This window comes from Gordonia jacobaea (assembly GCF_965344965.1).
GTDB classification, from domain to species: Bacteria; Actinomycetota; Actinomycetes; order Mycobacteriales; family Mycobacteriaceae; genus Gordonia; species Gordonia jacobaea.
This window is the reverse complement of record NZ_CBDRLS010000002.1, coordinates 401,544-424,362: the sequence shown is the minus strand read 5'-3', so window position 1 is coordinate 424,362 and position 22,819 is coordinate 401,544. Positions and strand designations below refer to the sequence as shown.

The following is a 22,819-nucleotide window of genomic DNA, read 5'->3' as shown; positions in this document are numbered from 1 at the left end:
ACTGCAGCAGTAGAGATAGGGCCAGCGATGGGTAACGGAACAGACCAGATCGACGAAACGTTGGCGCGCTACTCCGACCTTCTGTTCGGTACGGCGATCACCATCTACGTCCTGGCGATGCTCATGTTCCTTGCCGCACTCGCAGGAGCACGCTCCCGCAAGCTCACCGCGGCCAAAGAACTGGTCGCAGCGGGAGGCGGTTCGACGACGCAGCGCGCCCCCGGCAAGATCGAGGGTCCGGCTCCGCGCACGCTGTCGGAGAAGATCGGCAACATGGCCTATCCGGTCGTGTTCGTCGGACTCATCGCGCACATCGCGTCGATCGTCACCCGCGGACTCGCCACCGACCGCGCCCCCTGGGGCAACATGTACGAGTTCATCTCGCTGACCTGCGCCGCGTGCGTGGTCGCCGGGCTCGTCATCCTGCGTAAGCAGATCAACCGCCCGCTACTGGCGTTCGTGCTGCTCCCGGTCACCCTGCTGATGTTCATTGCGGGTCGGTGGCTCTACACGCAGGCCGCGCCCGTTGTTCCAGCGCTCAAGTCGTACTGGTTGGCCATCCACGTCTCGATCATCTCGATCAGCTCGGGTGTGCTGCTCGTCTCCGGCGTCGCCAGCATTCTGTACCTGGTCAAGATGCGTTGGGGAGCGTCGGCCGAGAACGTCTCCGAGACCGGTGGTGGCGTCGTCGGCGGGCTGCGTCGACTTGTCGCCCACATCCCGACCGCAGAGGCACTCGACCGTCTGGCCTACAAGTGTGTGGTGTTCGGGTTCCCGCTCTTCGGGCTGGGAATCGTGTTCGGCGCCATCTGGGCCGAGTCGGCATGGGGCCGCTTCTGGGGCTGGGATCCGAAAGAAACCGTCTCGTTCATCGCGTGGATCATCTACGCCGCCTACCTGCACGCCCGCGCAACTGCCGGATGGCGCAACAGCACCGCGGCATGGATCAACGTCGCCGGATTCGTGGCGCTGCTGTTCAACCTGTTCATCATCAACCTGGTCGTCTCCGGCCTGCACTCCTACGCCGGCCTGTGACGGAGCCCGCGTAAGCGGAATGGTGAAATAGCGCGCGCCTACGCGAAGCGGTGAAGTAGCCCGCCTAAGCGGAACGGTGCCCACCGGTTGACCGCGCGCTGCGCTCTGACAACGCCTGTGCGCGAACCATTTTGAGCAGATCGATCATGACGTCGATGGTGTCGGGGCAGAGGCTTGCCAGGTCGACCCCCGACAGATGAGTCTCAGTAGTGGCGAGCATCTCGACGTAGTCGCGCTGCCGCTGCACACGGTCGAGGTCCTCGGAGGGATTCGAGAGGAAGTACGTCACGCTGACCTCGAAGGCGCTCGCGATGGCCTCCACTGTCTTGAACGACGGCGTACGCGCCTTACCTGTGCGCAACTGCGAAATGTAGGCGTCGCTCAACGAGTGGCCGTGCTGATTGGCCTTCTCCGCGATCCGCTTACCGGTATACCGTCGGCCGTCTTCATCGCGAGAATGCTCAAACAGTTCGGCCAGTTTGGCGGCGAAACTGTCGTCGCCGTCGGGAGCCGTGCCCGGGCGAGTGGTCATGATTCAGAACTCGCCCGACGTGTCGATGTCGATGACGCTATTCCCCCTGGCGCTGTGTCTGCTACGGACCGCAATCGTACCCACACCATGTAGGTGTGCGTCGTGCATCCCCGGTGCAGGGTGCGTCACAGTTCGTCGTTGGGTCCTCGCGTGCGCCTGTCGAGATCGCGAAGGAAATCCGCGTCGTCGTCGGGCCCTACGGGTCCGTGGCTGCGAGACGTCGGCCTCCCCGTCGTCGTGTCACGTCGTTCTGCCAGAGCGGGCCCAAACGCGCGCCACAACAGAAAACCGATCGCGGCCAAGCCGACGATGGCCAAAAGAAACGTCATGGCAACCTCCCATCAACCAGGGTACGCGCCCCGGTGTGGGAGATCGGTGAGCCCAGCGGCGCGTGGTGACTATCCGACGCGACGATTGAGAAGTGCGACAACGTCCTCCTCGCGGAAACGACGATGGCCGCCGGGGGTACGAATCGACCCGAGAATGCCCGAGCTCGCCCACCGTGCGACGGTCTTGGGGTTCACGTTGAACATCGCGGCAACCTGGCCGGGGGTCAGTGTGTGCTGGCTTGCGAGGCCGGGGGTGATGACGGTGGCTACACCAGGGCTGAGAGCGGTCATTGTTCTCCCCTTCGGGTTTCTCTTCCAAAGACGCGCGGTGATTGCGCGTTGAGACATGAATACACGCAAAACGCCCAGGTACTCGAACCGTCATTACGAGGTAAAGAGAGTCAAAAGGTGCCTGTGACCTGCAAACACCGATTATGCACCCAAGTATCCTGAACATGTGACCGACAAGCAGGAGCCCACTCAAGCGGGTACGCACAAACCAGACAACACAGACATCGCAGGTCAGAGCCATGTGGGCATGGGAACGTTGCTCGTCTCGATCCTTCTCTACACCGTGGCGCGACTGCTACTGGTGGTGGTCGTGGCCGCGATCATCATGGGAATCGGTGCGCTCGCGGGCGTCACCGTGCCGCTGTTGGTAGCCGCGGTGTTCGGTGTCCTCATCGCGCTTCCGTTGGGCATGGTGTTGTTCAAGAAGCTGCGCGTACGCGTCAACACCCAGATCGCCGCGGTCGACGCAGAGCGCCGTCGTAAACACGACGACCTCCAGACCCGCCTGCGTGGGGCAGACGGCAAATGAGCCCTGAAACCCAGCCCCTAGACCCGCCGAACATCCGATGAGTGCGACTCTCGACCCGGCGCGATCCGTCGACCATCGCACAGATCGACGCTGGGCCGACAACGCCGTGCGACTGATCGAGGCCGACGCACGGCGCAGTGCCGATACGCATCTGCTGCGCTGCGAGCTTCCGGGATGGTCGCGCTGGATCGAGGACGGAAGCAACGGTGCTCCGGGCACCGAGGTCGGCGTCGACCTCTATCTGAAGGACGAGAGCACACACCCCACGGGCTCGCTGAAGCATCGACTGGCCCGTTCGCTGTTCCTGTATGCGATCTGCAACGGGTGGATCACCGAGGGCACGACGGTGATCGAGGCGTCGTCGGGATCGACGGCGGTCAGTGAGGCGTACTTCGCGCATCTGATCGGGGTGCCGTTCATCGCCGTGATGACGTCGGGAACGTCACCCGCCAAGACAGCGCTGATCGAGCGTGAGGGCGGTCGCTGCCACTTCGTCGAGCGTGCGTCGGATGTGTACGACGAGGCGCTGCGGCTCGAGGGCGAACTCGGCGGACATTTCATCGACCAGTTCACGATGGCCGAACGCGCAACCGACTGGCGTGGGAACAACAACATCGCGGAGTCGATCTTCGCGCAGATGGCCACCGAGGATCATCCGGTGCCCACGTGGATCGTGGTGGGTGCCGGTACGGGCGGAACGTCGGCGACGCTTGGCCGCTACCTGCGCTACCGCAGGCATCCAACGTGGCTGGCCGTCGTCGACCCGGAGAACTCGGTGTTCCTGCCCGCGTACGAAACCGGCGACGGATCGCTGCGATCGGAAACCGGCTCGCGGATCGAGGGCATCGGTCGGCCGCGCGTTGAGCCGTCGTTCGTGTCGCAGGTCATCGACCGCATGATCGGCGTACCCGACGCCGCGTCGATTGCGGCCGCACGCCATCTGTCGGATCGCCTCGGGCGTCGCGTCGGCGCGTCGACGGGAACCAACATGTGGGGTGTCGCGCAGGTGATCTCGGAGATGGTCGCGCAGCGCCGTGCAGGCAGCGTCGTCTCGCTACTGTGCGACTCCGGAGACCGTTACGCCACAACCTATTTCGACGACGACTGGGTCGCGGCGCAAGGCTTCGACCTCGCGCCGCCGACCGCCGTCCTCGACGAGTTTTTTCGGACGGGGGAGTGGACGGGCTGATCGGGTTCGACGACCGATGCGACGGGCAGGCCGAGTACGTCGAGGCAGGTGCTGTGCATCGCGTCGCGAATTCCGGTGTGATATCCGGGATGATCACCGGTTTCGCTCCTCGTCACCGCGACCTTGATCCGACGCCGCGCCGGTGAGTGAGGGCCGACGAGTCGGGTGAACAGATCGTGGTCACCTGGTCCGAACACCAAACGGACTGTCGCGCCGCCGCGTTGTACGCTGTCGATGAACACGTCCGGCATCTGGAAGCCCCGAATCCGGGAGAGGGCCATCCGCGCGAAGCGCGGCCGGACACGCGCCGACACCTCAATGAGATCGCGTGCGCAGCGGGCAATTACGCGTTGTCGCTGGCGTTCGGCTTGTGCACGCCATGCCTGCGTCGACCGCGGCAGGCGCGGAACGGCAACGGCGGGTCGAAGATCCCATCGATTGGGATTCACAATCACCGCAACGCTTTTCGCGCCGGGTAGCCGCGACGCGGTCGCCATCGCCGCATGCGCCGACATCCAACTGCCCGCGCACACTCCGACGTGAGCTACCACCTCGGCGTGTGAGAGGTCGACTTCGTCGAGAATCTGGAGACCGTCACGGACGTAGGGCACGGTGAATAGGCCTGCGAAAGTGTCCTCCGGTGCAGTCTGTCCGGATTCGCCGACACCCCGACGGTCGAATCGGATCATGCGACCGCCGCGGGCGGCGACATCAAAGGCCAACTCGGCGTAGAAGCGGGTAGGCCCACTGCTGATGTCGTGGCCGATCGGATGGCTGACGAGCACTCGGTCGGCAGTCTCGTGAGATCCGAGAATCGCTGTGTCCCAGATGATCATGCCATCGTCGCTGATGCACAGTCGGGTCTCGACGGGCCGGCCGCCCGGTGCGTGGCCGACGACAGCGCTCGGCGAGATCGTCGGTGCGATCGTCGTGGTCGCAGTGCCGAATCGTGCGCCGAGCCAGCGGGCCACGTCGGTCAGTTCGGCAGGGTAGTTCGTGAGCCACGGGTCGATGGCGTCGATGAACGACGCCTGATCGCCGATTGGTGTGAGGGTACCGCCTGCACGCATCACCGTTGTCGCCAAGGGACTCTCGGTGTCGTCGTTGTCGATGAGCACGAGGACATTGCCTCCGCGCGATCCGACCACCGACTCTGGGTCGACAGTCAGTCGAGACAGGGTACGAGCGGCTTGCTTGTCCAGCGAGAGCCCCGCGAGCTGAGTCAGGTGCTCGGGCTCCGCGCCCGCGTCCTCGGGGCCTTCGGAGATCGCTGCGTAGAGCATCTGCTGGCTTCTCACGAACACCCGACCACGAACCACCGGGTCCCACAGCACGAGCGCTCGCGCGGTGGTGCGGACACGGCTGTTGTTCGCGGCGAGCAGCACCCCGCTCCGGTGAGCGACGACCGCAGGTGATGAAAAGCCCAGATCATTGAGGTAGTTCATGCACCTGGTGATGCTGGCATCCCAGTGCTCGACGGCGTCGGGATCTGTCTGCGAGCCCGACGATTCGCCGGTGCCCGCGTAGTCGAACCGCAGCGTTGCGATCCGTTCCGCCGCCAACTTCTCGGCCAACCGCTTGAATCCGCGAGCAGTGTGATTGTGTTCTTTGCCCAACGGCGGGCAAATCAGGACCGCTCCGCGGACCGACCCGTCGGTGGGAAGGGTCAGTACCGCGAAGAGTGGGACGCCGTCATCCGTGAGGAAGCCAGGCGTCGAGACGACTTCGGTCACTTCTCCAACGCCAGCGCGGCACGGACGGGTGCGGGCCAGTCGGCGCTGTCGATTCCGTGAATCGCGAACAGTGCCAACGTAATGCGGTCCATGCCGATGCCGACGCACGCGCTGTGTGCAGGCTCGCCGTCCGCGGTGGAGATGTCGAAACCGGTTCCGAAGTGATCCTGGTGGTTGTTGCACGACAGCAGGGCGGTGCCGTCGTCGAGGTCGCCGTACAGACGCACCACCAGTTCGGTCTTCAGGTTCTCTTCGAGCTGATTCGACGCGAGCATCTTGCCGGTACGGCCGAAGAACGGGTCGTTGGCGGGAACGTCGTCGGCGAGCAGTTGGAGTTTGACGAAGATCTCGTGGGCCACCCGCGTCCAGGTCGCGCGATGTTCTTTCGCGCCCTCGGGGTCGCCGACGTAGACGAACTCCTGCATGCGGAAGGCCTGCATGCGTAGCGGGTCGTCGGACGGTTCGTGGCGGAAGCAGTATCCGTGCACGTTGTAGCGAGATCCACCTTCTGGCAACGTGTTCGGCAGCGTCGAGTACAGCGGGTGACATGCCGCCGAGACGAGCATGGTGCCTGCGGACGAGAGATGACCGTCCCACGGCAGGCCGGCTTCTCGGTCGAGAAGTAGCGAACGGTGCTCGGACGAACCGCCGGTGAACGTGGAGATTGCTCCGGTCAGTTGCGGGAACGACGCGATGTAGTCGGTCTTCTCGTATGCCTCCCGGGGGAAGATCGGCGGAAACCGGAAGCGCGTGATGTTTTCCTCGCCGTGGGCGTCGACGCCAGCCTGCCACATGATGCGGTCGACTCCGGCGAAGGCGGCCTCGTACTCGGCGCCGCGGCCATACAGGCCGTCGAGACCGGAGGGAATGAGATGTCCCGCTGCGATCAGTTGATCACGGAACTGGCGATGCGCGACCGGGAGGTCGACGATGAGTTGGTCAGTCATGTGAATTACCCCCGTAGTGCGAGGACCAGTTGCGAATTGTTCGCCCTGATCCGGTCGTTGGAAACCATGAGTGCTGGCCCGTATGAGTCGCGAAGCAAACGCCCCATCGAGGCCCGGTGATTCTCGCGGTAACCGTTGATCCCACAGATCGTCAGCGCGGCCGCGACGATTTCGACTACCGCCGTTGACGCGGTCAGTTTGAGATTGTTCATCGCGACCGAGAATCCAATGGTCGGTTCGAGGTGTCCCGCTGCGAGAAATTCCTCATATTGTGCGATGCCGTCGGAAACCGAGCTCTCGAATCGCTGGTGAAGTTCGACTAGGTCAGCGAGTCGAGCTGCCTGCGGCGGCGTCGTGCCGGGTGTCTTACGGGCGGCGGCACGAACTTCAACGCGCGCCTTTGCTATCGCGGCGTCGGCCATGCCGAGCCATGCTGCAGCCCACAGCGTGTGCGACGACGGCTGCATGGTGTGCGCCGAGATGATGGAGTAGTCAACAGGAATCACGTGATCGACGCTGGTGTCGGCGGTGAGCATGAAGCCGGGGCTGCAGGTGCCGCGGAACCCGAGTGTGTCCCACTCCGACGTCTTGGTGAGCTCGGTCTCGGCGCGCGGACAGACGACGAGCACCTGGTCTCCGGGCGGACTGTCGCTGTTGCGCCGTGCGGTGGTGCAGATGTAGTCGGCATATTCGCCGTAGGAAATGACCGGCGCATTCTTTTCGAGATGAACACGATCACCGGTTGTCTGGACCGCGCAGGTCGAAGAACGAACATCACCACCTGTGGTGATCTCGGTCGTCGCCGACGCGAGGAGCGCTTCGGTGCGCGCCACTTCACGGGCCAGATCGGCTGCTGCGGGTGTTGCGGCATGGAAGCGAAGCGTCAGTGCCTGCGAGTGGTGCATGGCAAAGATCATTGCGGTTGAGCTGCAGGCAGCTCCGAGTTGTCTTGTCACTCTTGCGAGTTCGCTGATCGAGCTTCCGCGTCCGCCGAACTCTACCGGCAGGGACGCCGACAAGAGCCCACTCTGACGTAGTGCGTCGACGGCCTCGTGTGGGAAGCGTCCATTGCGATCGACATCATCGGCAGCAGCTGCGGCGACCTCAATGACTGTCGAAGCGTCCAGCGCGCATGCAGAATCCAATTCTCCTGTGGTCAACACATTCCTCCCAAAATGCGATAACGGAGTGGGATTCACAGAATGATAAATCCCCCCAAATGCACGGACCGTCTTTCCCCCGGTGGTCCATTTTTCAGTGCGTCTGTAGTATACGAGTACGATGTGGCATCTGCAACGCAGGATTTTGCAGACTAATCATCGGTGGGGATCATGTACGGCACGGGAGGGAACAATGACCATCAGCAAAAGCGACATTCGGGGTGTACTGGACAAGTACGGCAAGCTAACCGTTGCAGCAGAAAAGGTGTCAGACGACACCGATCTGTTTACGGTGGGATTGACGTCACACGCGACAGTTAACGTCATGTTGGGACTCGAGGATCTTTACGATGTCGAGTTTCCCGAGGAGATCCTGAAGAAGTCGACCTTCTCCAGCGTGAACAGCCTTGCCTCGGCGCTGAGTACCCTCGTCACTGCCGGAGTATGAGCCTCGTTGTCGGCTGCGACCTCGTCGACGTCGCCGATGTGAGTGCCTCGATCACGGAGTTCGGCGATCGCTATCTACGGCGCGTCTTCACCGATGCGGAGCTCGCGCGATGCGAAGGGCCCACGCGCGCACAGCGTCTCGCGGCACGCTTCGCTGCAAAGGAGTCGGTCATCAAAACGTTGATCGACTCCGACGCTGCGACCCCGCTGCATGAGATCGAGGTCGTCATGAACGGTCCGGTGCCCGGTATTCGGCTGACCGGAAGCTTGGCCGCGGTCGCCGAACGCAAGAATTGGCGCGAGCCGTCGCTGTCGCTGTCGCACACGTCGACGCATGCAATGGCAACGGTTATCGCCAACGTCGGGGTGTGATGCACCGCACGTCGCGTCGCATACCATCGGTCGCGTGGCGCAATGCGTGGTGCAAGCAGATGACCTTGTCAGGGAGTATCGCCTCGGCGACGAGCGGGTTCGCGCGCTCGACGGGGTGAATCTCACGCTCGACGGTGGGCAGTTCGTCTCCATCGTGGGGCCGTCGGGTGCGGGTAAGAGCACGCTGCTACACATCATCGGGGCACTCGACACCCCGACGTCGGGATCGATCGAGGTCGACGGCGTCGACCTTGCGAGCCTCGACGACAACGCGGCGTCGGCCTTCCGTAGGCATCGCGTCGGGTTCGTGTTTCAGTTCTTCAACCTCGTGCCGACGATGTCGGCATGGGAGAACGTCGCGCTGCCAAGACTTCTCGACAGTCAGTCGCTGCGACGCGCAAAGCCGCGGGCCGTCGAACTTCTCGACCGCGTCGGGCTCGGCAACCGTATCGATCACCGACCGTCGGAGTTGTCGGGCGGACAAATGCAGCGCGTCGCGATCGCGCGCTCGTTGATGATGGAGCCGTCGATCCTCCTCGCCGACGAGCCGACCGGCAACCTCGACTCCCACACTGGAGACTCTGTCCTCGAACTGCTGTCCGAGGTTGCACACGACGCACCGAATCGCTTGGTGATCATGGTGACTCACGATCCGCACGCCGCAGATGTCGCCGACCGGACGATCGTCGTGCGCGACGGCAGGGTCGCAACCGATGGTGACTAAGCTGTTCGCCGCACTCACGCGTGTACGGGTCCTGAACCTGCGTGAGCTGCGTGATCACCGTCTGCGCGTGGTCACCTCTCTTATCGTGGTCGCGGTCTCGTCGGCGCTGTTGATCGCGGTACTCGGCACATACGGGTCACTGAGCGAGTCGATCCGCGACTTCGACGCCGCGATCAACGGTACGGCCCAGCTCGAGGTGGCGTCGATCGCAGATTCGGGAATCGACGAGTCGGTTGCGGGAGATATCCGCGCACAGGTTCCCGACGCCAAGTCGGTGGTTCCTGTCATCCGCGGTACGGCGGTCGTTGACGACAAGCGAATTGCGCTGGTGGGATCTGACTTTCGGGCACGTGCCCTTGCCGGCGGTGTCCAGGAGGCCGCAGCCACCGGGCTGAGCCCGGGCGACCTCGACGACGGCGTCATCGTCGGGTCGGGTACGGGTTTGTCTCTGGGGCAACGACTGTCGGTGAACGGAGTCGACGTCCGGGTGGTGCGGGTCGTCGACGGTGCGGGACTCAACAACGGCGACTTCATGTTCGCCTATCTCGGCTTGGCTCAACGCCTCACCGGGCTGAGCGGCAAGGTGTCGTCGATCCTCGTCGTCGCAGCGCCGGGCGTCGACGTCGGTACGCTGCGTGACGAGGTGCGGCACGTCGTCGATGGTCGTGCGGTGGTGGTCGATCCGGGGTTCCGCGCGAAGCAAGCTGAGGTTGCCGGGTCGGTGACCCGTGATTCGACGCTGCTCGTGTCGCTCATCTCCCTTGTGATCGCCGCATTCCTCGTGTTCAACACGATGAACATGGCTGTGGCGTCACGCCGGGCGTCGTTGGCGATGGTTCGCGCGTTGGGCGCCAAGCGATCCCATCTGGTCTCTGACCTGCTCGCAGAGTCTGCGGTCTTCGGGTTCGTCGGCGGCTTGATCGGCGTACCGATCGGAATCCTCGCCGGCCGCTGGGCCATTTCGCGGGTTCCGACGACGAAACGGGATTCGGTCTCGATCGTCGTCGACTATCACCTGCCGTCCTATGCGCCGGTCGTCGCGGTGATCGCGTGTGTGCTTGCCTGTGTTGCCGCGACGTCACTCGCCGCGCGATCGGTGTTCGCTGTGTCGCCGGTCGAGGCGATGGTGTCGGGACAGGTCGCCGACACCGGACCGCAGCGCGGACCGCTGACTGTGCTGGCAGCGGTAGCCGGTGTGGCTCTGCTCGTCGGGTCGTGGTTCATCGCTGTCGACGTTCCTGGCCGCCCGGCCATCGTCGCAGGCGCGGTGTATGCCGTTGGGGCGCTGCTGGTCTGCTTCGCGCTCACCCGGCCACTCGTGCGGCTCGTCGTGTCGGTCGCCCGACGATTCGGCGGTCCGGGACAACTCGCCGCGGTCAACACGGAACGTGCGCCGCGACGCGCCTGGGCGACACTGATGACCGTCGCGGTCGCCATCGCGGTGGGGATGGGCACGTCGGGCGCACTCGACAATCTCGTTGCGTCGATCTCACATTCGCTAGACGGACTCGGCGACCCCGACTTCTACATCTCGTCGACGCCGCGCGACGAGATCCCCGCGGGCGCAGCGTTACCCGGCGTGATCGCCGACGAGGTGCGCGCGGTGCCGGGAGTGTCGCGGGTTGTCGGAGCGCAGTGGGCCAATGTCAACGTGGGTGAGGCTCGCATTCTCGTTCAGGGACTCGAACCCGGATCGACAGCGCCGTTCACCAAAAAGGCGACGCCGCAAGCACTTTCCGACGTCCTCGATGGTCGTGGAATCATCTTGTCGAGCGTGCTCGCCCGGTCCCTCGATGCCGACATCGGTTCGACGCTGCGCCTGGCAACACCAACCGGCTATCACGAGCTCGTCGTACGCGACATCGTCGATTACATCTCCATCGACTCCGGTACCGCCGCGATGTCGAATCCGCTTCTCGCGCAGTGGTTCAACCGGACCGGCGACACGTATCTACAGATCGACGTCGAGCCGAGCGCCGACCGCGCTGCGGTGCAAGAGCAGTTGCAGCGCATCGTCGACGCGCATCCGTTGCCGCGGTCCGGGACCGCATACGTCTACACCGGAGCGCAGGCGCTGGCGGCAACCCAGCAGCAGGCGCAGCAGGCGGGTGCCTTCACTGTCGCCATCCAGTGGATCGTGTCGGTGGCCGCAGCGATCGCATTGCTCAACACACTGTTGTTGTCGGTACTCGAGCGTCGTCGTGAGCTCGGTGTGCTGCGTGCGATGGGGGCGTCGCGTCGATTCATCTCCCGCATGGTGGTCGCCGAGGCCGGCGCGATAGCGGTGGTCGGCACGGTCACCGGGCTCGTGATGGGTACGGGCCTGCACTTCTTGGCAGACAAGATCCTGTCCGCGACGACGTCGCTGGACATCACCTACTCGCCTCGACCGTCGACTCTGCTCTTCGTCGCGGTGTCGATCGTGTTGTGCCTGGTAGGGGCGTTTGTGCCCGCGGCTCGTGCTGCACGGATGAACATCACCGAGGCGATCGTCGAGGAGTAGCGTCGAATTAGAGTGTCAATAATTGTTGACAACGGGGTAGTGTCAACATAACCTGACATCATGCACGACGAACCAACGACACCAGAGCAAGATCTGGCCGGAGCCGCTGCGAGCGACGACCCGGCCATCGGCCTCGCCGCTGTCCGCGCACTGCGGACCCTGGCTGACCGGCTCGAGGAAGTACAGGTTGCGAACGCTCGATCCAAGGGCTGGAGCTGGCAGGCGATTGCGGAGATTCTGCAGATCAGCCGCCAGGCCGTGCACCAGAAGCATTCACAACGTGAGGCCTGAGAGGGCCGAAAGGAGAACCATCATGTTTGGACGATTCAGTCGAGACGACAAGATGATGCTGGCATTTGCCACGCAAGAAGCCGCCGACCTGGGACATCGCCAGCTCGGCAACGACCACCTCATCCTTGGCATGCTGTGCAACGCGCGTTCGCCGTTGTTCGGGCTGCTCGGTGAGCAGGGTCTGAAGCTCGACGCGGCGCGCGACGTCGTGCGGGCTTACCACGAAGAGAACGACGCCGACGAGGAGCAAGCCGCCGAGCAGAGCGCCGCCGAACGCTACGAGGAGGATCGCGAGGCTCTCAAGAGCATCGGGATCGACCTCGACAAGGTCCGCGCCGCCGTGCGCGACCGCTTCGGAGACGACCTCTCCGAAGGCTGGGCCGAGCGACCCGAGCGTGGCCGTGGTCCGCGTGGCCGCGATTGCGGTCCGCGTGGCGGGGGCCCCCGTGGTCGGGGCCGTGGACACGGTCACGGTCATGGCAGGGGCCGCGGTCGGGGCTTCGGCCCTGGCTTCGATCCGCGCGAGGGTTTTGACCCGCGTCGCGGAGGGCCCGGGGGCTTCCCGGGTGGTCCGTTCCCGGGTGGTCCGTTTGGGGGCCCCTTCAGGCCCGAGGGGCCGTTCGGAGCCGAGTTCGGTCCCGGGCAGTTCGACGGCGAGTCCGACGGTCGGGGCCCCTGGGAGCCCGGTCGCGGACGGCGCGGCCCGCGCGGTCGCGGTGGCCGACCCCGCTTTGCGGCCGTGACCCGCGACGCCTTCCGGGCTGCGGTCGAGATCGCCCGTGAGCGCAACGACCAGCTCCGCGCCGAGTATCTACTCCTGGGCATCCTGGAGGTGAACGACCCGGCGTCGCGCGCCGTCGTCGAATCTGCCACGAGCGCAGAGGATCTCAAGGCCGCCGTGCTGGCGAGCCTGCCTGAGGTCGACGCGGAGGTCTGATCTCGAGTCCGACCGTGCGCAGAAAGTTACACGCCAGGGGTGGTTCGCCTGTACCGGTACAGGTGGACCACCCCTGAGTCGTAGGTTTCTGCGCGGACCCGCGACCCTGTGGAGAGATTTCCCGCGCGTGCCCGAATCCGGTGCACACTGTGTCGCCATGGATGACTTCGGAGTGCACCGGGTTGCCGAGTTGCTGCGCGACGGAATGTCGCCGAGAGATGTTCGACGCGGCGTCGAAGAGGGCCAACTACAGCGACTGCGCCACGGCTGGATGGCCACCGATGGTGCCGACCCGCTGGTCGTCGAGGCTGTCCGCGCGGGCGGCAGCCTCACATGCGTGGCGGCGCTCAAGCTGCACGGGTTCTGGATTCCGCCGCGCGTCAAGGCATTACACGTGCGCGGGACGGCCGCGGCGCATCGTCGACATCCGCGACGATTCTGCCGCCAGTACGGCGGACACATGAGGGTCGACGCCGCCGTCGACGAGCCGGTGACCGCCCTGCGTCACGCACTGCGATGCCTCACCGAGGAGCAGACGATCGTCGTCACCGACTCGATGCTCCACCGCCGATACCGTTACGACGCAGGCAAACCCGTCGGAGAACCCAGCGACGCGGGCGAGCTTGCGGGCACGTCCCCCGGCGCGGGTGACCTCGGGGGCAAGCCCGGCGCCGCGGGCACGCTCGTCGGCAAGTCCGGCGGCGACGACGAGGCGGAGTCCGACCTCGTCGTGCCCACCGTCGAGGAGATCCACTCGGCGTTCGACGGTGCGCCGAAGTCGGTCAGGCGACTGCTCGACGAGTGCGACCCCAAAGCCGCGTCGGGCATCGAGTCGATCACACGGGTTCGTATCCGCCGCAAGGGTGTACGGCTGACGACGCAGGCACACATCCCGGGTGTCGGGCATGTCGACATGCTGATCGGAGACAGGCTGGTCGTCGAGGTCGACGGCTATGCCTTTCACTCCGAGAAGGAGAACTTCCAAGAGGACCGTCGTCGAAACCAGGTGCAGGCCGCGGGCAACTACGTGTACATGCCGTTCACCTACGACGACGTCGTCAGCCGGTGGCCCCACGTCGAGGCGACGATCATGGGCGCTGTCCACAACGGGGTGCACCTCAATCCGCGGCGGCGCTCGACGACGATCCTGACGTCCGACGAGTTCTTCGAGCAGATCAACTTGCGCAGATAGTTACAGCTCTGGGGCCGTGGGCCTGTACCGGTACATGTGCACCGCCTGTGGGCTGTAGTTTTCTGCGGCCCGGGCCCCGGGTCGCTGCTCGACGACGATCCTGACGTCCGACGAGTTCTTCGAGCAGCTCGACTCGCGCAGATAGTTACGACTCTGGGGCCGTGGGCCTGTACCGGTACATGCGCGCCGCCTGTGGGCTGTAGTTTTCTGCGGCCCGGGCCCCGGGTCGCTGCTCGACGACGATCCTGACGTCCGACGAGTTCTTCGAGCAGATCAACTCGCGCAGATAGTTACAGCTCTGGGGCCATTGGCATGTACCGGTACATGCGCGCCGCCCGTGGGCTGTAGTTTTCTGCGCGCACCCCGACCGCGCGCACCCAGCCGCCGGCACCCAGGCGCGCCCGACTACCCGACCGCCAACCCCACGGCGGTGAGTACGGCCCACGCGAGCATGGCCATGCCCGTGGCGCCGAGCGACGGAATGAGCCCCGGGCCGACGGCTCCGGCGCGGACCGCCTGGTATGCCTTCCACAGCAGGGGAGCGGCGAGCAGCCCGAGCAACGCCCACGGGGTGGCCGCGACGAGTACGACGCTCATCACGAGCGGAACCAGCAGCAGCACGCCGTAGAAGCGTCGGGTTGCGGCGTCGCCCATGCGCACGGCCAGGGTGTTCTTGCCCGACTCGCGGTCGGTGGGGATGTCGCGCAGGTTGTTGACCACGAGCACCGCCGTCGAGAGCGAGCCGACCCCCACAGCGCACGCCAGTCCCACCCAGTCGACGGTCCCGACGGTGACGTACTCGGTCCCCAGCACGGCGACGAGTCCGAAGAAGACGAACACCGCGACCTCGCCGAGCCCGATGTAGCCGTACGGCTTCGACCCTCCGGTGTAGAACCACGCCCCGGCGATACAGATCGCTCCGACGATCACGAGCCACCAGGCCGTCGTCGCGGCGAGTATTAGACCGCAGACGGCCCCGATCCCGAAGCAGAGGAACGCCGCGCGCTTGACCGACTCCGGTGATGCAGCGCCAGAGCCGACGAGGCGCATCGGGCCGACGCGCTCGTCGTCGGTGCCGCGGATGCCGTCGGAGTAGTCGTTGGAGAAGTTCACGCCGATGATGAACGCGATCGCGACGACCGCGGCCAGCGCAGCCTTCCACCAGTTCACGCCGCCGATGTGCAGGCCTGCGCCGACACCGGCGATGACGGGTGCGATCGCGTTGGGGAGTGTGCGGGGTCGCGCCCCGGCGATCCACTGCTTTGGGGTTGCCACCCTAGAACCCTAGACCGACGGTGAGCTCGGACGCGGGGCACCACCGGCCACGCGCCCGATCACGGCGAACTCGTCACAGCAGGCACGCGCTACAGCAACCCACTCGTCACAGGAGCCGCACCCGGCTACTGGCTCGACAACCCGAACGCGGTGAGGACAGCTTTGGTCGCCTGGTCGGACGGGAACGCGCCGTGGACGTCGATGACCTGGATGCCCTCGGCGTCCATGGCGGCGGCGTATCCGGCGCTCTGATCCGACGACGCGCCCTCGACGCTCTGCTTGATCACGGCGATCTTGGCCTTCGGATACTTCTTTGTGAGCTGGTCGATCAACGGCTGGACCTGCGCGGCGAGCGGCGTGCCCTGATCGGGCGAGCTCGCGTAGTTGAGCAGGATGAGATCGGGTGTGACCTCGGGGCGGATCAGCTTCGCGAGATTCTCCTGCGCATACGAGGGGCCCTTGCCCGCGGTGCTGCCGTTCCAGTAACCGATGGGACCGTTGGTGCCCTCGCCGAGGCCGGTCATGGGTCCGTAGGCCTCGGTCGAGGTGTTCCAGTATTTGGTGGCGACCGGCCGGTCGAGGGCCTTACTGATCGCCGAACCGAGTGCCGGCGCCCAGCCCTGCTGATCGGCACCCGTTGCATCACCGAGCAGCACAATGGTCTTGGGGGTCTTGGGAGACGACTTCGCGCTGTCCATGAACGCGACCGTCGCCGGGGTCGCAGTCGGCGCGGTACTCGACGGCGCGGCATCCGATGGCGTACCGCTCGACGCAGTCGAACTGACGCCGCTTGTGCGGTTCCCCGACACCACAAGTCCGACGATCAGCACGACAACACAGACGATCATGACCACCCAGGCCCAGATCGGTGCGGAAGCCCAGATTCGCTTCAGCAGACTTCCCATGCGATTAATCACTCCATCTTCTCGCCCACGCCCCGAAGGGTCACAATAGCGGCCCGTCGGTCAACAGTCGCTTTGTACGTGCAAACCACGCATTCGCGCGCCAATCCACTCGCCGAGAATGGGGCCCGGATCAAACGAGTGTCCGAGTCCTTCGCGCCGATCGCGCGCGACTTTATCTCCGAGGCTGCAGGCTCGCGCAAGTGCGGCCTCGGTCACGTGCACAGGGTTGATCTCGTCGGCGCTGCCGTAAATCGCGAGAATGGGCACGTCTGTTCGTGCCGACGGTAACGCGAAGCGCTGCAAAGTGTTTCGAAGCAGCGCAGTAGCGTCTGATGAGTCCTGCGCCGCCGCAGAGCCCAATGCCTGCGCATCGGGGCTGTGCGACTGTGCTGCCAGAGCGGTCCGACCGCTGGCACAAGACATCCTGGCGTCGACGTCGTGCGTCGAGAGTCCCGGCAGATACGTGCCGGGGTCGATGCGCGAATCCGCCCGCGACGCCCCGACGACGATCAGGGGATAAAGGAATCGCTGGGCGGTGTTGAGTGTGCCGTCGGCTGCGGCGTCGGCGTAACCGGTCATGTCGAGAACTGGCGACATCGCGACGGCCCCGACGAGTTCGCCTGTCTGCGTTGAGTTTTCGTACTTTCCGTACTGCTCGGCCGTTGCCCATGCCGCTGCGCCTCCCTGCGACGGGCCGACGACGACCCACTTCGCGCCGATCGTCGGCTCGACCGAGCGGGCAGCGTGCACGCCGTCGATCACGTTGTATGCGGCGGTGCGCGGCTCGAGGTAGGGGTGCGGCGGGGCGTCGACGCGGGTGCTCAGCCCCTGGTAGTCGATGGTCACCACGGCGTATCCGGCGCGGACGAACGAGCCGATGAGCGAGACCTCGCCGAACATGTCCGGATGGTCGGACGGCCCGCAGTCGCGTGCGAGTCCCGTCGTGCCATGCGCGAACGCGATCAGTGGCCACCCGCCCGCGGGCCAAGAGCCACCCGGGACGAACACCGCCCCGGTGACCGCGGTCTGCGAATCGTCGACTCCAGACGTCGACGTGTAATTCAAACGGGTGACACGGGTGTGCGGCGGCAGCGCTGCCGTCCACGAGTTGAGGCCGGGCGACGTCGTGAGCACGTCACCGCGTGCTTGTGTGGTCTTGGTCACTGATGAAGGTGATGCGTCGTTTCCGCAGGCAGTAGCCACGCACAGCGTGACCACGCACGCGCACGCGAAGACCAACGCTTTTCTCACACGGAGAATCTAGCGGGTCGTGCGAACACGGCGCCGTCTGCTTGCGCGGGGGTGCCCCGTCCATGATTCTGTTTCGCGTGGGAGTGCAGATCAGCACGCGTGACGACGCGGCAGCAACGCGGCGCCGTCATGGCACTCCGCCCACACCTCTGCGCGACCCCAATGTGGTGACGGTTCCGCGCGACGGCGAGGTCTACGCCTATCTCGGTCCGCAGATGAGGTGGGTTCAGCTCTTCCTGATTGCCGCGTTCGTCCTCGCCGGCGCGTCGTTGTTCGTCTTCGCGACGGCTCACCCGCTGCTCTGGCCGGCGCTGATCGTCCTCGCGCTCAACGCGGCGAGTGTGGTCTTCGCAGCGTGCACCGGCATGTCTCGACGCCGCGTGCAGTGGCGTTCGCACCAGACACTTGCGGCGAACTGGGAGCCCGACGACGCGCGATATCCACGTGTCGACGTCTTTCTGCCCACGTGCGGCGAAAGTCTCGCAATTCTGCGCAACACCTACGAGAACGTCTCGCGCCTGTCGTGGGGGAGCCGCATCAAGTTCTACGTCCTCGACGACGCCGCGCGGCCAGGCGTCGAATTCCTTGCCGAGGAGTACGGCTTCACCTACATCGTCCGGCCCAACCGCGGTGAGCTACGCAAGGCGGGAAACCTCAGACACGCGTTCGGCATCAGCTCCGGGCATCTCATCGTTATCTTCGACGCCGACTTCTGTCCGCGCCCCGACTTTCTCTGGCATCTCGTGCCCTACCTCGACGATCCGCGAGTGGGGGTGGTGCAAAGTCCGCAGACCTTCGCGACCACCGAATCAATGAACTGGATTCAGCGGACCGCGGGGGCGACACAGGAATTCTTCTACCGCTGGGTGCTGCCGTCACGCGACGGCTTCGATGCGGCGACGTGTGTCGGCACCTCTGCGGTGTATCGGCGGTCGGCACTCGAGGCCGTTGGCGGGTTCGCGCCGATCGACCACAGCGAGGATCTGCACACGGGCCGGCATCTGCAGCAGGCCGGTTACCGGGTCAGTTACGTCCCGGTGGTGCTCTCGCGCGGGTTGTGTCCCGCAGATCTCGCCGGATTCCTCAACCAGCAGTACCGCTGGTGCATGGGATCGCTGTCGCGACTCCCGAATCCGGCGCTGACCACGGCTCCCGTCCGTCCGACGATCCGGCAGCGCCTCGCGGCCCTGGCAGGTGTGTTCTATTACCTGACGACTGCCATGAACGTCTTCATGCTGTTCATTCCGGGGATCGTGATGGTCGCGTTCTATCCGGCCGATGTGCATCCGGCGCAACTCGTTCCGTTCCTGCTGGGACTGTGGGTGTACGTGGTTCTTTTTCCGTTGGTGTCGCGCAGCAGGTGGCGATTCGAGGTGCTCCGGATTCAGATGGCGTACAGCTTCGCGCATACGGTTGCCATCTGGCACAAGCTCACCGGACGCGAGAAGAGTTGGGTACCCACAAGCGTTGTCGGAAAGACGAATTCACTTGCGCGATCGATCAGTCTGCTCGGAGTTGTCGCACTCGGCGGATCACTCGCGCTCTTCTGGGTTCTCCTCGTGCGTGACGTGCGCGAATACGGACTCTGGGAATTCTTCATGCTCGTCGGATTCGTGGGGGCCTACACCTATCTCGCCCTGCCGCTGCTATCCGAGTTCATCAAGATACTCATCTCACATCAGCGTGCATCGTCGAAGGTGTCCGACGAGATAGGCGCTGCCACCGCGACTGCTGACGCGTCCGACGTCACGGAGCGCGCGGCATGAGTGAACCCGAGTTCGGGCCGCAGGCTCCTCAGCGTCGCTCTCCTGAGCGTCCCGAGGTGACGGAACGTCGCCCCACCGAACCCAATTGGAACCGCATCACCGTGTTCGAGGTGGTCGGCTACACGCTCGCGATTGTCTTCATCGGGGTGCTCGCGATGGGCGTCTTCGACATCATGCTCCCGTGGTCGACGTGAGACTGACCGACATCCTCGCGCCTGCCACCCCCGCGGTTCCCAAGCGACAGTTCTTCGACGACATCGCGGGTCTGCGCGGCATCGCGGTGCTTGTCGTCGTGGCGTTTCACTCGCGTATCCCGTTCATTCCTGGCGGATTCGTGGGTGTCGACATCTTCTTCGTCATCTCCGGATTCCTCATCACCCGGCTGCTCGTCAACGAGTTCGAGCAGACAAAGACGGTGTCTTTCAAGGGTTTCTATGCTCGACGCTGCCGCCGCATCATTCCGGCGGCCTCATTGGTGATCGTCGTCTCGCTCGTGGCCGCCATCATCACGATGCCCCTACTGAAGGTGTTCAAGCAGTCGCTAGATCTCCTCGCCGCGGCAGCGAACGTGGCCAACTGGCACTTCATCGCGCAGAACGCCGACTACCTCTCGGGTGCGATAGACGGCAGCCTCGCGACGCACTTCTGGTCACTGTCGATCGAGGAGCAGATCTACCTCGGCTGGCCGTTGATCATCTTTGCCGCCGCTGTTGCGGTGTCGAGAACCGCTCTGCGCAGACGTCTTTCGCCCCGAGTCTCGATCGGCGTGGTCGTCGGTGTGATCACGGTGGTCTCGCTCGTCTGGTGTATCCAGACAACCGCAGCCGACCCCGCGTACGCCTACATGGCGACGCAGACCCGCATCTGGCAGTTCGGCGTGGGCGCACTCATCGCCGTCGCATCACCCTGGCTCGCCACCCTCGCCGGTCGAGCTGGTCGAAACCACCCCGCCCGCTGGTCGAGCTTGTCGAGACCACCCGCCGCCGGTCGAGATGCTCCTACCGCTGGTCGAGATGCCCTTACCGCTGGTCGAGATGCCCTTACCGCTGGTCGAGCTTGTCGAGACCACCCCGCCGTCACGTTGCTCGCCGTCGTGCTCGGCTGGGCGGGTTTCGCGGGCATCGTCGCGGCGTGTGTGCTGATCGATTCGCGCACGCCCTATCCCGGGACCGCGGCGCTGCTGCCGACGCTATCGGCAGGAGCGGTCATCGTCGCGGGACAGCTCGCCGGTACGGGTCTGCCGCTCGTCGGCAGTCTGCTGTCGCTTGCGCCGCTGCGCTTTCTCGGGCGTGTGTCGTACTCGTGGTACCTGTGGCACTGGCCCGTGCTCGTCATCTTCGAGGCGCAGACCGGCATCCGCTCATGGCCGGTGCTGGTGGCCGTTTCGGTGGGATCGCTTGCGATAGCGACGTTGTCGACGCTGTACTTCGAGGAACCGATCATCGCCAACGCCGAACTCCGTCGTAACGCGTCGGCGTCGATCTCTGTCGGACTCACCGGACTGGTCGTCGCGCTGTCGGTGTCGCTGACTGCCGGTGTCCTCGTGGTGAAGGCGGCGAGCCGCGACACCGTCGCGCACGCGTCGTTGAACTACGACGCCGTGTTCGGCCAGGCGCGCGCGACAATGAGCGGGCCGGTGACGCCCAACCCGTTCCAGGCATACGACGACAGGCCGTCGCCCACCGAATGTCTTGTGCCGGTGGGGCAGCAGAACCCCACGCGGTCGTGCGTCTTCGGGCGCGCGGATGGTATTCCTGTGGCGCTTTTCGGTGACAGCCACGCCGAGCAGTGGTCTGAAGCCCTCCGCAGCATCGGCGATGCGCACGGCTGGCAGATACACCAGTTCACCAAGGCCGCCTGTCCCGCACAGGATCTCACTCCTCGACCGCGCCAGCAGGATCCGTTCAACAAGCAGGACTGTCTCGACTGGCGTTCGTCATCCTTTGATGCGATCGACGAACTCCACCCGAAGATCATCATCATCTCGTCGCTCTCGACCTACGTTCCTGATTACCCGTCGTCGCAGGAGGCGTGGGACCGCACGCTCGCGAGACTCCGCGCCACCGGCGCACGCCTGGTGTACATCGAGGACACTCCGTATCCGGGATTCCAGATCGCCGACTGCATGTCGGGTGCGCTGGATAACTGGCACAGGTGCGATTTCGGACTCGACGGCTTCATCCGCATCGAGCCGATACTCGACGCCCAGGCGCGTGGCAAGGACACCGACATCACCTCGATCGGTGTCAACGACCTGCTGTGCGAGGGCAATACGTGCTTCCCGGCGCGCAACAAGATCATGTTCTACCGAGACGACTCACACCTGACGAACACGGCCGCAACGGTTCTCGAGCCTGCGCTCGTCAGCAGACTCGACGAGCAGCGATTCGACTACACCGCCCGCTGAGTGCCCTGCGGCACCGCCGGCTAGGTGCGCTGGAGTTTGGTGATGGCCTCGCGAAAAGCGTTGAGGCTCTGCGGCGTCGAGTTGAATCGCCAGTCACGTTCCTTGTCGACCTGGAACCAGAGTGCTGCCTCGAGGCGATCGGTGGCTTCGACGATGCCGAAGAAGCGTCGTATCCAGTCGGCTTTCGCGTCGGGTGTCGTTCCGTCGGTGCTCGCCGCCTCGGTGATGAGGATCGGGCGGTCGGAATCGAGGCGGGCCAGAGTGCTCAGGCTGTCGGGGAACAGTTCCTCGGGCCACTGCCATCGATGTCCGGAACCGTCGCCCCAGTTGTATCCGTCGAGGCCGAGGTAGTCGACATGGTCGTGGCCGGGAAACGCAGACGTGAAATCCGTTGTGCCAGCAGTGAGTACGTTGGGTGCCCAGACGAAACGAACGTTGTCGGCGTGCGCGTCGTCGAAGATCGAGTGCATCCGTAGCCACGCTGCCCGATACTGTTCCGCGGTGTTGCCGCTGACGCCGATCGACCACGGATACCAGGTGCCGTTCATCTCCTGCGCGAAGCGCAGCAGGACCGGCTTGCCCCACGAGGTCAGGCTCGAAGCCCATTTGCGCAGTTCGCCGTCGAACACTCCGGACGCGATGCGTGCCAACGAGAAAAGCGGCTGCACAGTGCCGCCGCCCGGGTCCCATGGCTCCAGGCTCAGTAGCGGAACCGCACCCGACGCCGCGATGGCGTCGAGGTCTGCGGTCGGTAGTGAGTCGCCGAAGGAGACGAACCGGTGCAGATAGTGTGGGCTGCTGCCCGCCAATTCGGTGAGTCGCGCGATCGGCGTCGACGCCACGCCCTCGCGGGGGAGGACCTCGGGAATGAATGCGCCCCACTGTCGCTGCGAGGTAGGCGATGTCGGCTGTTCAGATGTGGAGGTGCACGCCGCCACGGCTGCGAGTCCACCCAGCGCGGCCAGACGCAAGATGTCGCGTCGGGGCAGCGGTATCTGGGGCAC

Annotated in this window: 23 protein-coding genes and 1 pseudogene; 13 read left to right on the top strand and 11 right to left on the bottom strand. The window is 64.9% G+C overall.

Annotation, left to right across the window (positions count from 1 at the left end; all coding sequences use genetic code 11):
• Positions 1-27 precede the first annotated feature (27 nt).
• On the top strand, positions 28-1,035 hold the full coding sequence (gene ccsB / locus ACRVY7_RS08095; protein ID WP_049700791.1) for a c-type cytochrome biogenesis protein CcsB: 1,008 nt from the start codon (positions 28-30) through the stop codon (positions 1,033-1,035).
• 64 nt (positions 1,036-1,099) lie between these two features.
• Here the strand turns inward: ccsB and ACRVY7_RS08090 are convergent, their stop codons facing one another.
• From ACRVY7_RS08090 to ACRVY7_RS08080, 3 genes are all read right to left on the bottom strand, one after another.
• Entirely contained in the window at positions 1,100-1,567 is a 468-nt protein-coding gene (locus ACRVY7_RS08090) for a helix-turn-helix domain-containing protein (RefSeq protein WP_431816674.1), read from the bottom strand.
• Positions 1,568-1,692: 125 nt separating this feature from the next.
• Positions 1,693-1,896, bottom strand: a complete 204-nt coding sequence (locus ACRVY7_RS08085) for a hypothetical protein (protein WP_049700792.1) — start codon at positions 1,894-1,896, stop codon at positions 1,693-1,695.
• Between the two features lie 69 nt (positions 1,897-1,965).
• On the bottom strand, positions 1,966-2,187 hold the full coding sequence (locus ACRVY7_RS08080; protein WP_049700793.1) for a BldC family transcriptional regulator: 222 nt from the start codon (positions 2,185-2,187) through the stop codon (positions 1,966-1,968).
• Positions 2,188-2,353: 166 nt separating this feature from the next.
• Here ACRVY7_RS08080 and ACRVY7_RS08075 point away from each other — a divergent pair, with 166 nt between their 5' ends.
• A complete protein-coding gene (locus tag ACRVY7_RS08075) occupies positions 2,354-2,716 on the top strand; it encodes a DUF4229 domain-containing protein (protein ID WP_431816673.1) in 363 nt (120 codons plus the stop codon).
• Between the two features lie 37 nt (positions 2,717-2,753).
• Positions 2,754-3,905 carry an L-cysteine desulfhydrase Cds1 gene (gene cds1 / locus ACRVY7_RS08070; RefSeq protein WP_431816672.1) on the top strand — a complete coding sequence of 384 codons (1,152 nt, stop codon included), beginning with the start codon at positions 2,754-2,756 and terminating at the stop codon, positions 3,903-3,905.
• Here cds1 and ACRVY7_RS08065 read toward each other — a convergent pair.
• From ACRVY7_RS08065 to ACRVY7_RS08050, 4 genes and pseudogenes are all read right to left on the bottom strand, one after another.
• Positions 3,806-5,638 carry a hypothetical protein gene (locus tag ACRVY7_RS08065; protein ID WP_431816671.1) on the bottom strand — a complete coding sequence of 611 codons (1,833 nt, stop codon included), beginning with the start codon at positions 5,636-5,638 and terminating at the stop codon, positions 3,806-3,808. The two genes, cds1 and ACRVY7_RS08065, sit on opposite strands and share 100 nt — an antisense overlap.
• The gene (locus ACRVY7_RS08060) at positions 5,635-6,585 is read right to left on the bottom strand and encodes an amino acid--[acyl-carrier-protein] ligase (RefSeq protein ID WP_431816670.1); all 951 of its coding nucleotides are present in this window, start codon (positions 6,583-6,585) and stop codon (positions 5,635-5,637) included. Before ACRVY7_RS08060 ends, ACRVY7_RS08065 begins: the two co-directional genes overlap by 4 nt.
• A gap of 5 nt (positions 6,586-6,590) precedes the next feature.
• The gene (locus ACRVY7_RS08055; RefSeq protein ID WP_431817079.1) at positions 6,591-7,490 is read right to left on the bottom strand and encodes an acyl-CoA dehydrogenase family protein; all 900 of its coding nucleotides are present in this window, start codon (positions 7,488-7,490) and stop codon (positions 6,591-6,593) included.
• Between the two features lie 33 nt (positions 7,491-7,523).
• Positions 7,524-7,748, bottom strand: a pseudogene (locus ACRVY7_RS08050) (acyl-CoA dehydrogenase family protein); the annotation flags it as partial.
• 190 nt (positions 7,749-7,938) lie between these two features.
• On the opposite strand from ACRVY7_RS08050, the gene ACRVY7_RS08045 reads away from it, so the two are divergent.
• The 7 genes from ACRVY7_RS08045 (at position 7,939) to ACRVY7_RS08015 (ending at position 14,211) form a co-directional block, all read left to right on the top strand.
• The gene (locus ACRVY7_RS08045) at positions 7,939-8,193 is read left to right on the top strand and encodes an acyl carrier protein (RefSeq protein ID WP_431816669.1); all 255 of its coding nucleotides are present in this window, start codon (positions 7,939-7,941) and stop codon (positions 8,191-8,193) included.
• Positions 8,190-8,564 (top strand): holo-ACP synthase, encoded by a 375-nt coding sequence (locus ACRVY7_RS08040; protein ID WP_431816668.1) that lies wholly within the window; start codon positions 8,190-8,192, stop codon positions 8,562-8,564. The genes ACRVY7_RS08045 and ACRVY7_RS08040 overlap by 4 nt, the downstream gene beginning before the upstream one ends.
• A gap of 46 nt (positions 8,565-8,610) precedes the next feature.
• Positions 8,611-9,288, top strand: coding sequence for an ABC transporter ATP-binding protein (locus ACRVY7_RS08035; protein WP_197494499.1), 678 nt, complete (start codon positions 8,611-8,613; stop codon positions 9,286-9,288).
• Positions 9,278-11,791: an FtsX-like permease family protein gene (locus ACRVY7_RS08030; RefSeq protein ID WP_431816667.1), complete on the top strand. Its 2,514-nt coding sequence runs from the start codon at positions 9,278-9,280 to the stop codon at positions 11,789-11,791. Before ACRVY7_RS08035 ends, ACRVY7_RS08030 begins: the two co-directional genes overlap by 11 nt.
• Before the next feature lie 60 nt (positions 11,792-11,851).
• Positions 11,852-12,082: a hypothetical protein gene (locus ACRVY7_RS08025; protein ID WP_005208515.1), complete on the top strand. Its 231-nt coding sequence runs from the start codon at positions 11,852-11,854 to the stop codon at positions 12,080-12,082.
• A gap of 22 nt (positions 12,083-12,104) precedes the next feature.
• The gene (locus ACRVY7_RS08020; RefSeq protein WP_431816666.1) at positions 12,105-13,019 is read left to right on the top strand and encodes a Clp protease N-terminal domain-containing protein; all 915 of its coding nucleotides are present in this window, start codon (positions 12,105-12,107) and stop codon (positions 13,017-13,019) included.
• A gap of 157 nt (positions 13,020-13,176) precedes the next feature.
• Entirely contained in the window at positions 13,177-14,211 is a 1,035-nt protein-coding gene (locus tag ACRVY7_RS08015; RefSeq protein WP_431816665.1) for a hypothetical protein, read from the top strand.
• A gap of 405 nt (positions 14,212-14,616) precedes the next feature.
• Here ACRVY7_RS08015 and ACRVY7_RS08010 read toward each other — a convergent pair whose 3' ends face one another.
• From ACRVY7_RS08010 to ACRVY7_RS08000, 3 genes are all read right to left on the bottom strand, one after another.
• Positions 14,617-15,486: a 1,4-dihydroxy-2-naphthoate polyprenyltransferase gene (locus ACRVY7_RS08010; protein WP_431816664.1), complete on the bottom strand. Its 870-nt coding sequence runs from the start codon at positions 15,484-15,486 to the stop codon at positions 14,617-14,619.
• A gap of 125 nt (positions 15,487-15,611) precedes the next feature.
• The gene (locus ACRVY7_RS08005; protein ID WP_049700802.1) at positions 15,612-16,391 is read right to left on the bottom strand and encodes a hypothetical protein; all 780 of its coding nucleotides are present in this window, start codon (positions 16,389-16,391) and stop codon (positions 15,612-15,614) included.
• A 60-nt stretch (positions 16,392-16,451) separates the two neighbouring features.
• A complete protein-coding gene (locus ACRVY7_RS08000) occupies positions 16,452-17,555 on the bottom strand; it encodes a lipase family protein (RefSeq protein WP_431816663.1) in 1,104 nt (367 codons plus the stop codon).
• A gap of 149 nt (positions 17,556-17,704) precedes the next feature.
• Here ACRVY7_RS08000 and ACRVY7_RS07995 point away from each other — a divergent pair, with 149 nt between their 5' ends.
• From ACRVY7_RS07995 to ACRVY7_RS07985, 3 genes are read left to right on the top strand one after another with little or no spacing between them, the layout of a single operon-like run.
• Positions 17,705-19,408: a glycosyltransferase family 2 protein gene (locus ACRVY7_RS07995; RefSeq protein WP_431816662.1), complete on the top strand. Its 1,704-nt coding sequence runs from the start codon at positions 17,705-17,707 to the stop codon at positions 19,406-19,408.
• Entirely contained in the window at positions 19,405-19,602 is a 198-nt protein-coding gene (locus ACRVY7_RS07990) for a hypothetical protein (protein WP_049700804.1), read from the top strand. Before ACRVY7_RS07995 ends, ACRVY7_RS07990 begins: the two co-directional genes overlap by 4 nt.
• Entirely contained in the window at positions 19,599-21,815 is a 2,217-nt protein-coding gene (locus ACRVY7_RS07985) for an acyltransferase family protein (protein ID WP_431817054.1), read from the top strand. Before ACRVY7_RS07990 ends, ACRVY7_RS07985 begins: the two co-directional genes overlap by 4 nt.
• A gap of 20 nt (positions 21,816-21,835) precedes the next feature.
• Here ACRVY7_RS07985 and ACRVY7_RS07980 read toward each other — a convergent pair whose 3' ends face one another.
• Complete coding sequence (locus tag ACRVY7_RS07980) at positions 21,836-22,819, bottom strand: glycoside hydrolase family 26 protein (RefSeq protein WP_431816661.1); 984 nt, start codon at positions 22,817-22,819, stop codon at positions 21,836-21,838.

Bases quoted from the DNA above. Each gene is read 5' to 3' on its own strand.
- ccsB (WP_049700791.1), top strand. From the start codon at position 28: ATGGGTAACGGAACAGACCAGATCGACGAAACGTTGGCGCGCTACTCC.
- ACRVY7_RS08090 (WP_431816674.1), bottom strand. From the start codon at position 1,567: ATGACCACTCGCCCGGGCACGGCTCCCGACGGCGACGACAGTTTCGCC.
- ACRVY7_RS08085 (WP_049700792.1), bottom strand. From the start codon at position 1,896: ATGACGTTTCTTTTGGCCATCGTCGGCTTGGCCGCGATCGGTTTTCTG.
- ACRVY7_RS08080 (WP_049700793.1), bottom strand. From the start codon at position 2,187: ATGACCGCTCTCAGCCCTGGTGTAGCCACCGTCATCACCCCCGGCCTC.
- cds1 (WP_431816672.1), top strand. From the start codon at position 2,754: ATGAGTGCGACTCTCGACCCGGCGCGATCCGTCGACCATCGCACAGAT.
- ACRVY7_RS08060 (WP_431816670.1), bottom strand. From the start codon at position 6,585: ATGACTGACCAACTCATCGTCGACCTCCCGGTCGCGCATCGCCAGTTC.
- ACRVY7_RS08055 (WP_431817079.1), bottom strand. From the start codon at position 7,490: ATGCACCACTCGCAGGCACTGACGCTTCGCTTCCATGCCGCAACACCC.
- ACRVY7_RS08045 (WP_431816669.1), top strand. From the start codon at position 7,939: ATGACCATCAGCAAAAGCGACATTCGGGGTGTACTGGACAAGTACGGC.
- ACRVY7_RS08040 (WP_431816668.1), top strand. From the start codon at position 8,190: ATGAGCCTCGTTGTCGGCTGCGACCTCGTCGACGTCGCCGATGTGAGT.
- ACRVY7_RS08030 (WP_431816667.1), top strand. From the start codon at position 9,278: ATGGTGACTAAGCTGTTCGCCGCACTCACGCGTGTACGGGTCCTGAAC.
- ACRVY7_RS08025 (WP_005208515.1), top strand. From the start codon at position 11,852: ATGCACGACGAACCAACGACACCAGAGCAAGATCTGGCCGGAGCCGCT.
- ACRVY7_RS08020 (WP_431816666.1), top strand. From the start codon at position 12,105: ATGTTTGGACGATTCAGTCGAGACGACAAGATGATGCTGGCATTTGCC.
- ACRVY7_RS08015 (WP_431816665.1), top strand. From the start codon at position 13,177: ATGGATGACTTCGGAGTGCACCGGGTTGCCGAGTTGCTGCGCGACGGA.
- ACRVY7_RS08005 (WP_049700802.1), bottom strand. From the start codon at position 16,391: ATGGGAAGTCTGCTGAAGCGAATCTGGGCTTCCGCACCGATCTGGGCC.
- ACRVY7_RS07995 (WP_431816662.1), top strand. From the start codon at position 17,705: ATGATTCTGTTTCGCGTGGGAGTGCAGATCAGCACGCGTGACGACGCG.
- ACRVY7_RS07990 (WP_049700804.1), top strand. From the start codon at position 19,405: ATGAGTGAACCCGAGTTCGGGCCGCAGGCTCCTCAGCGTCGCTCTCCT.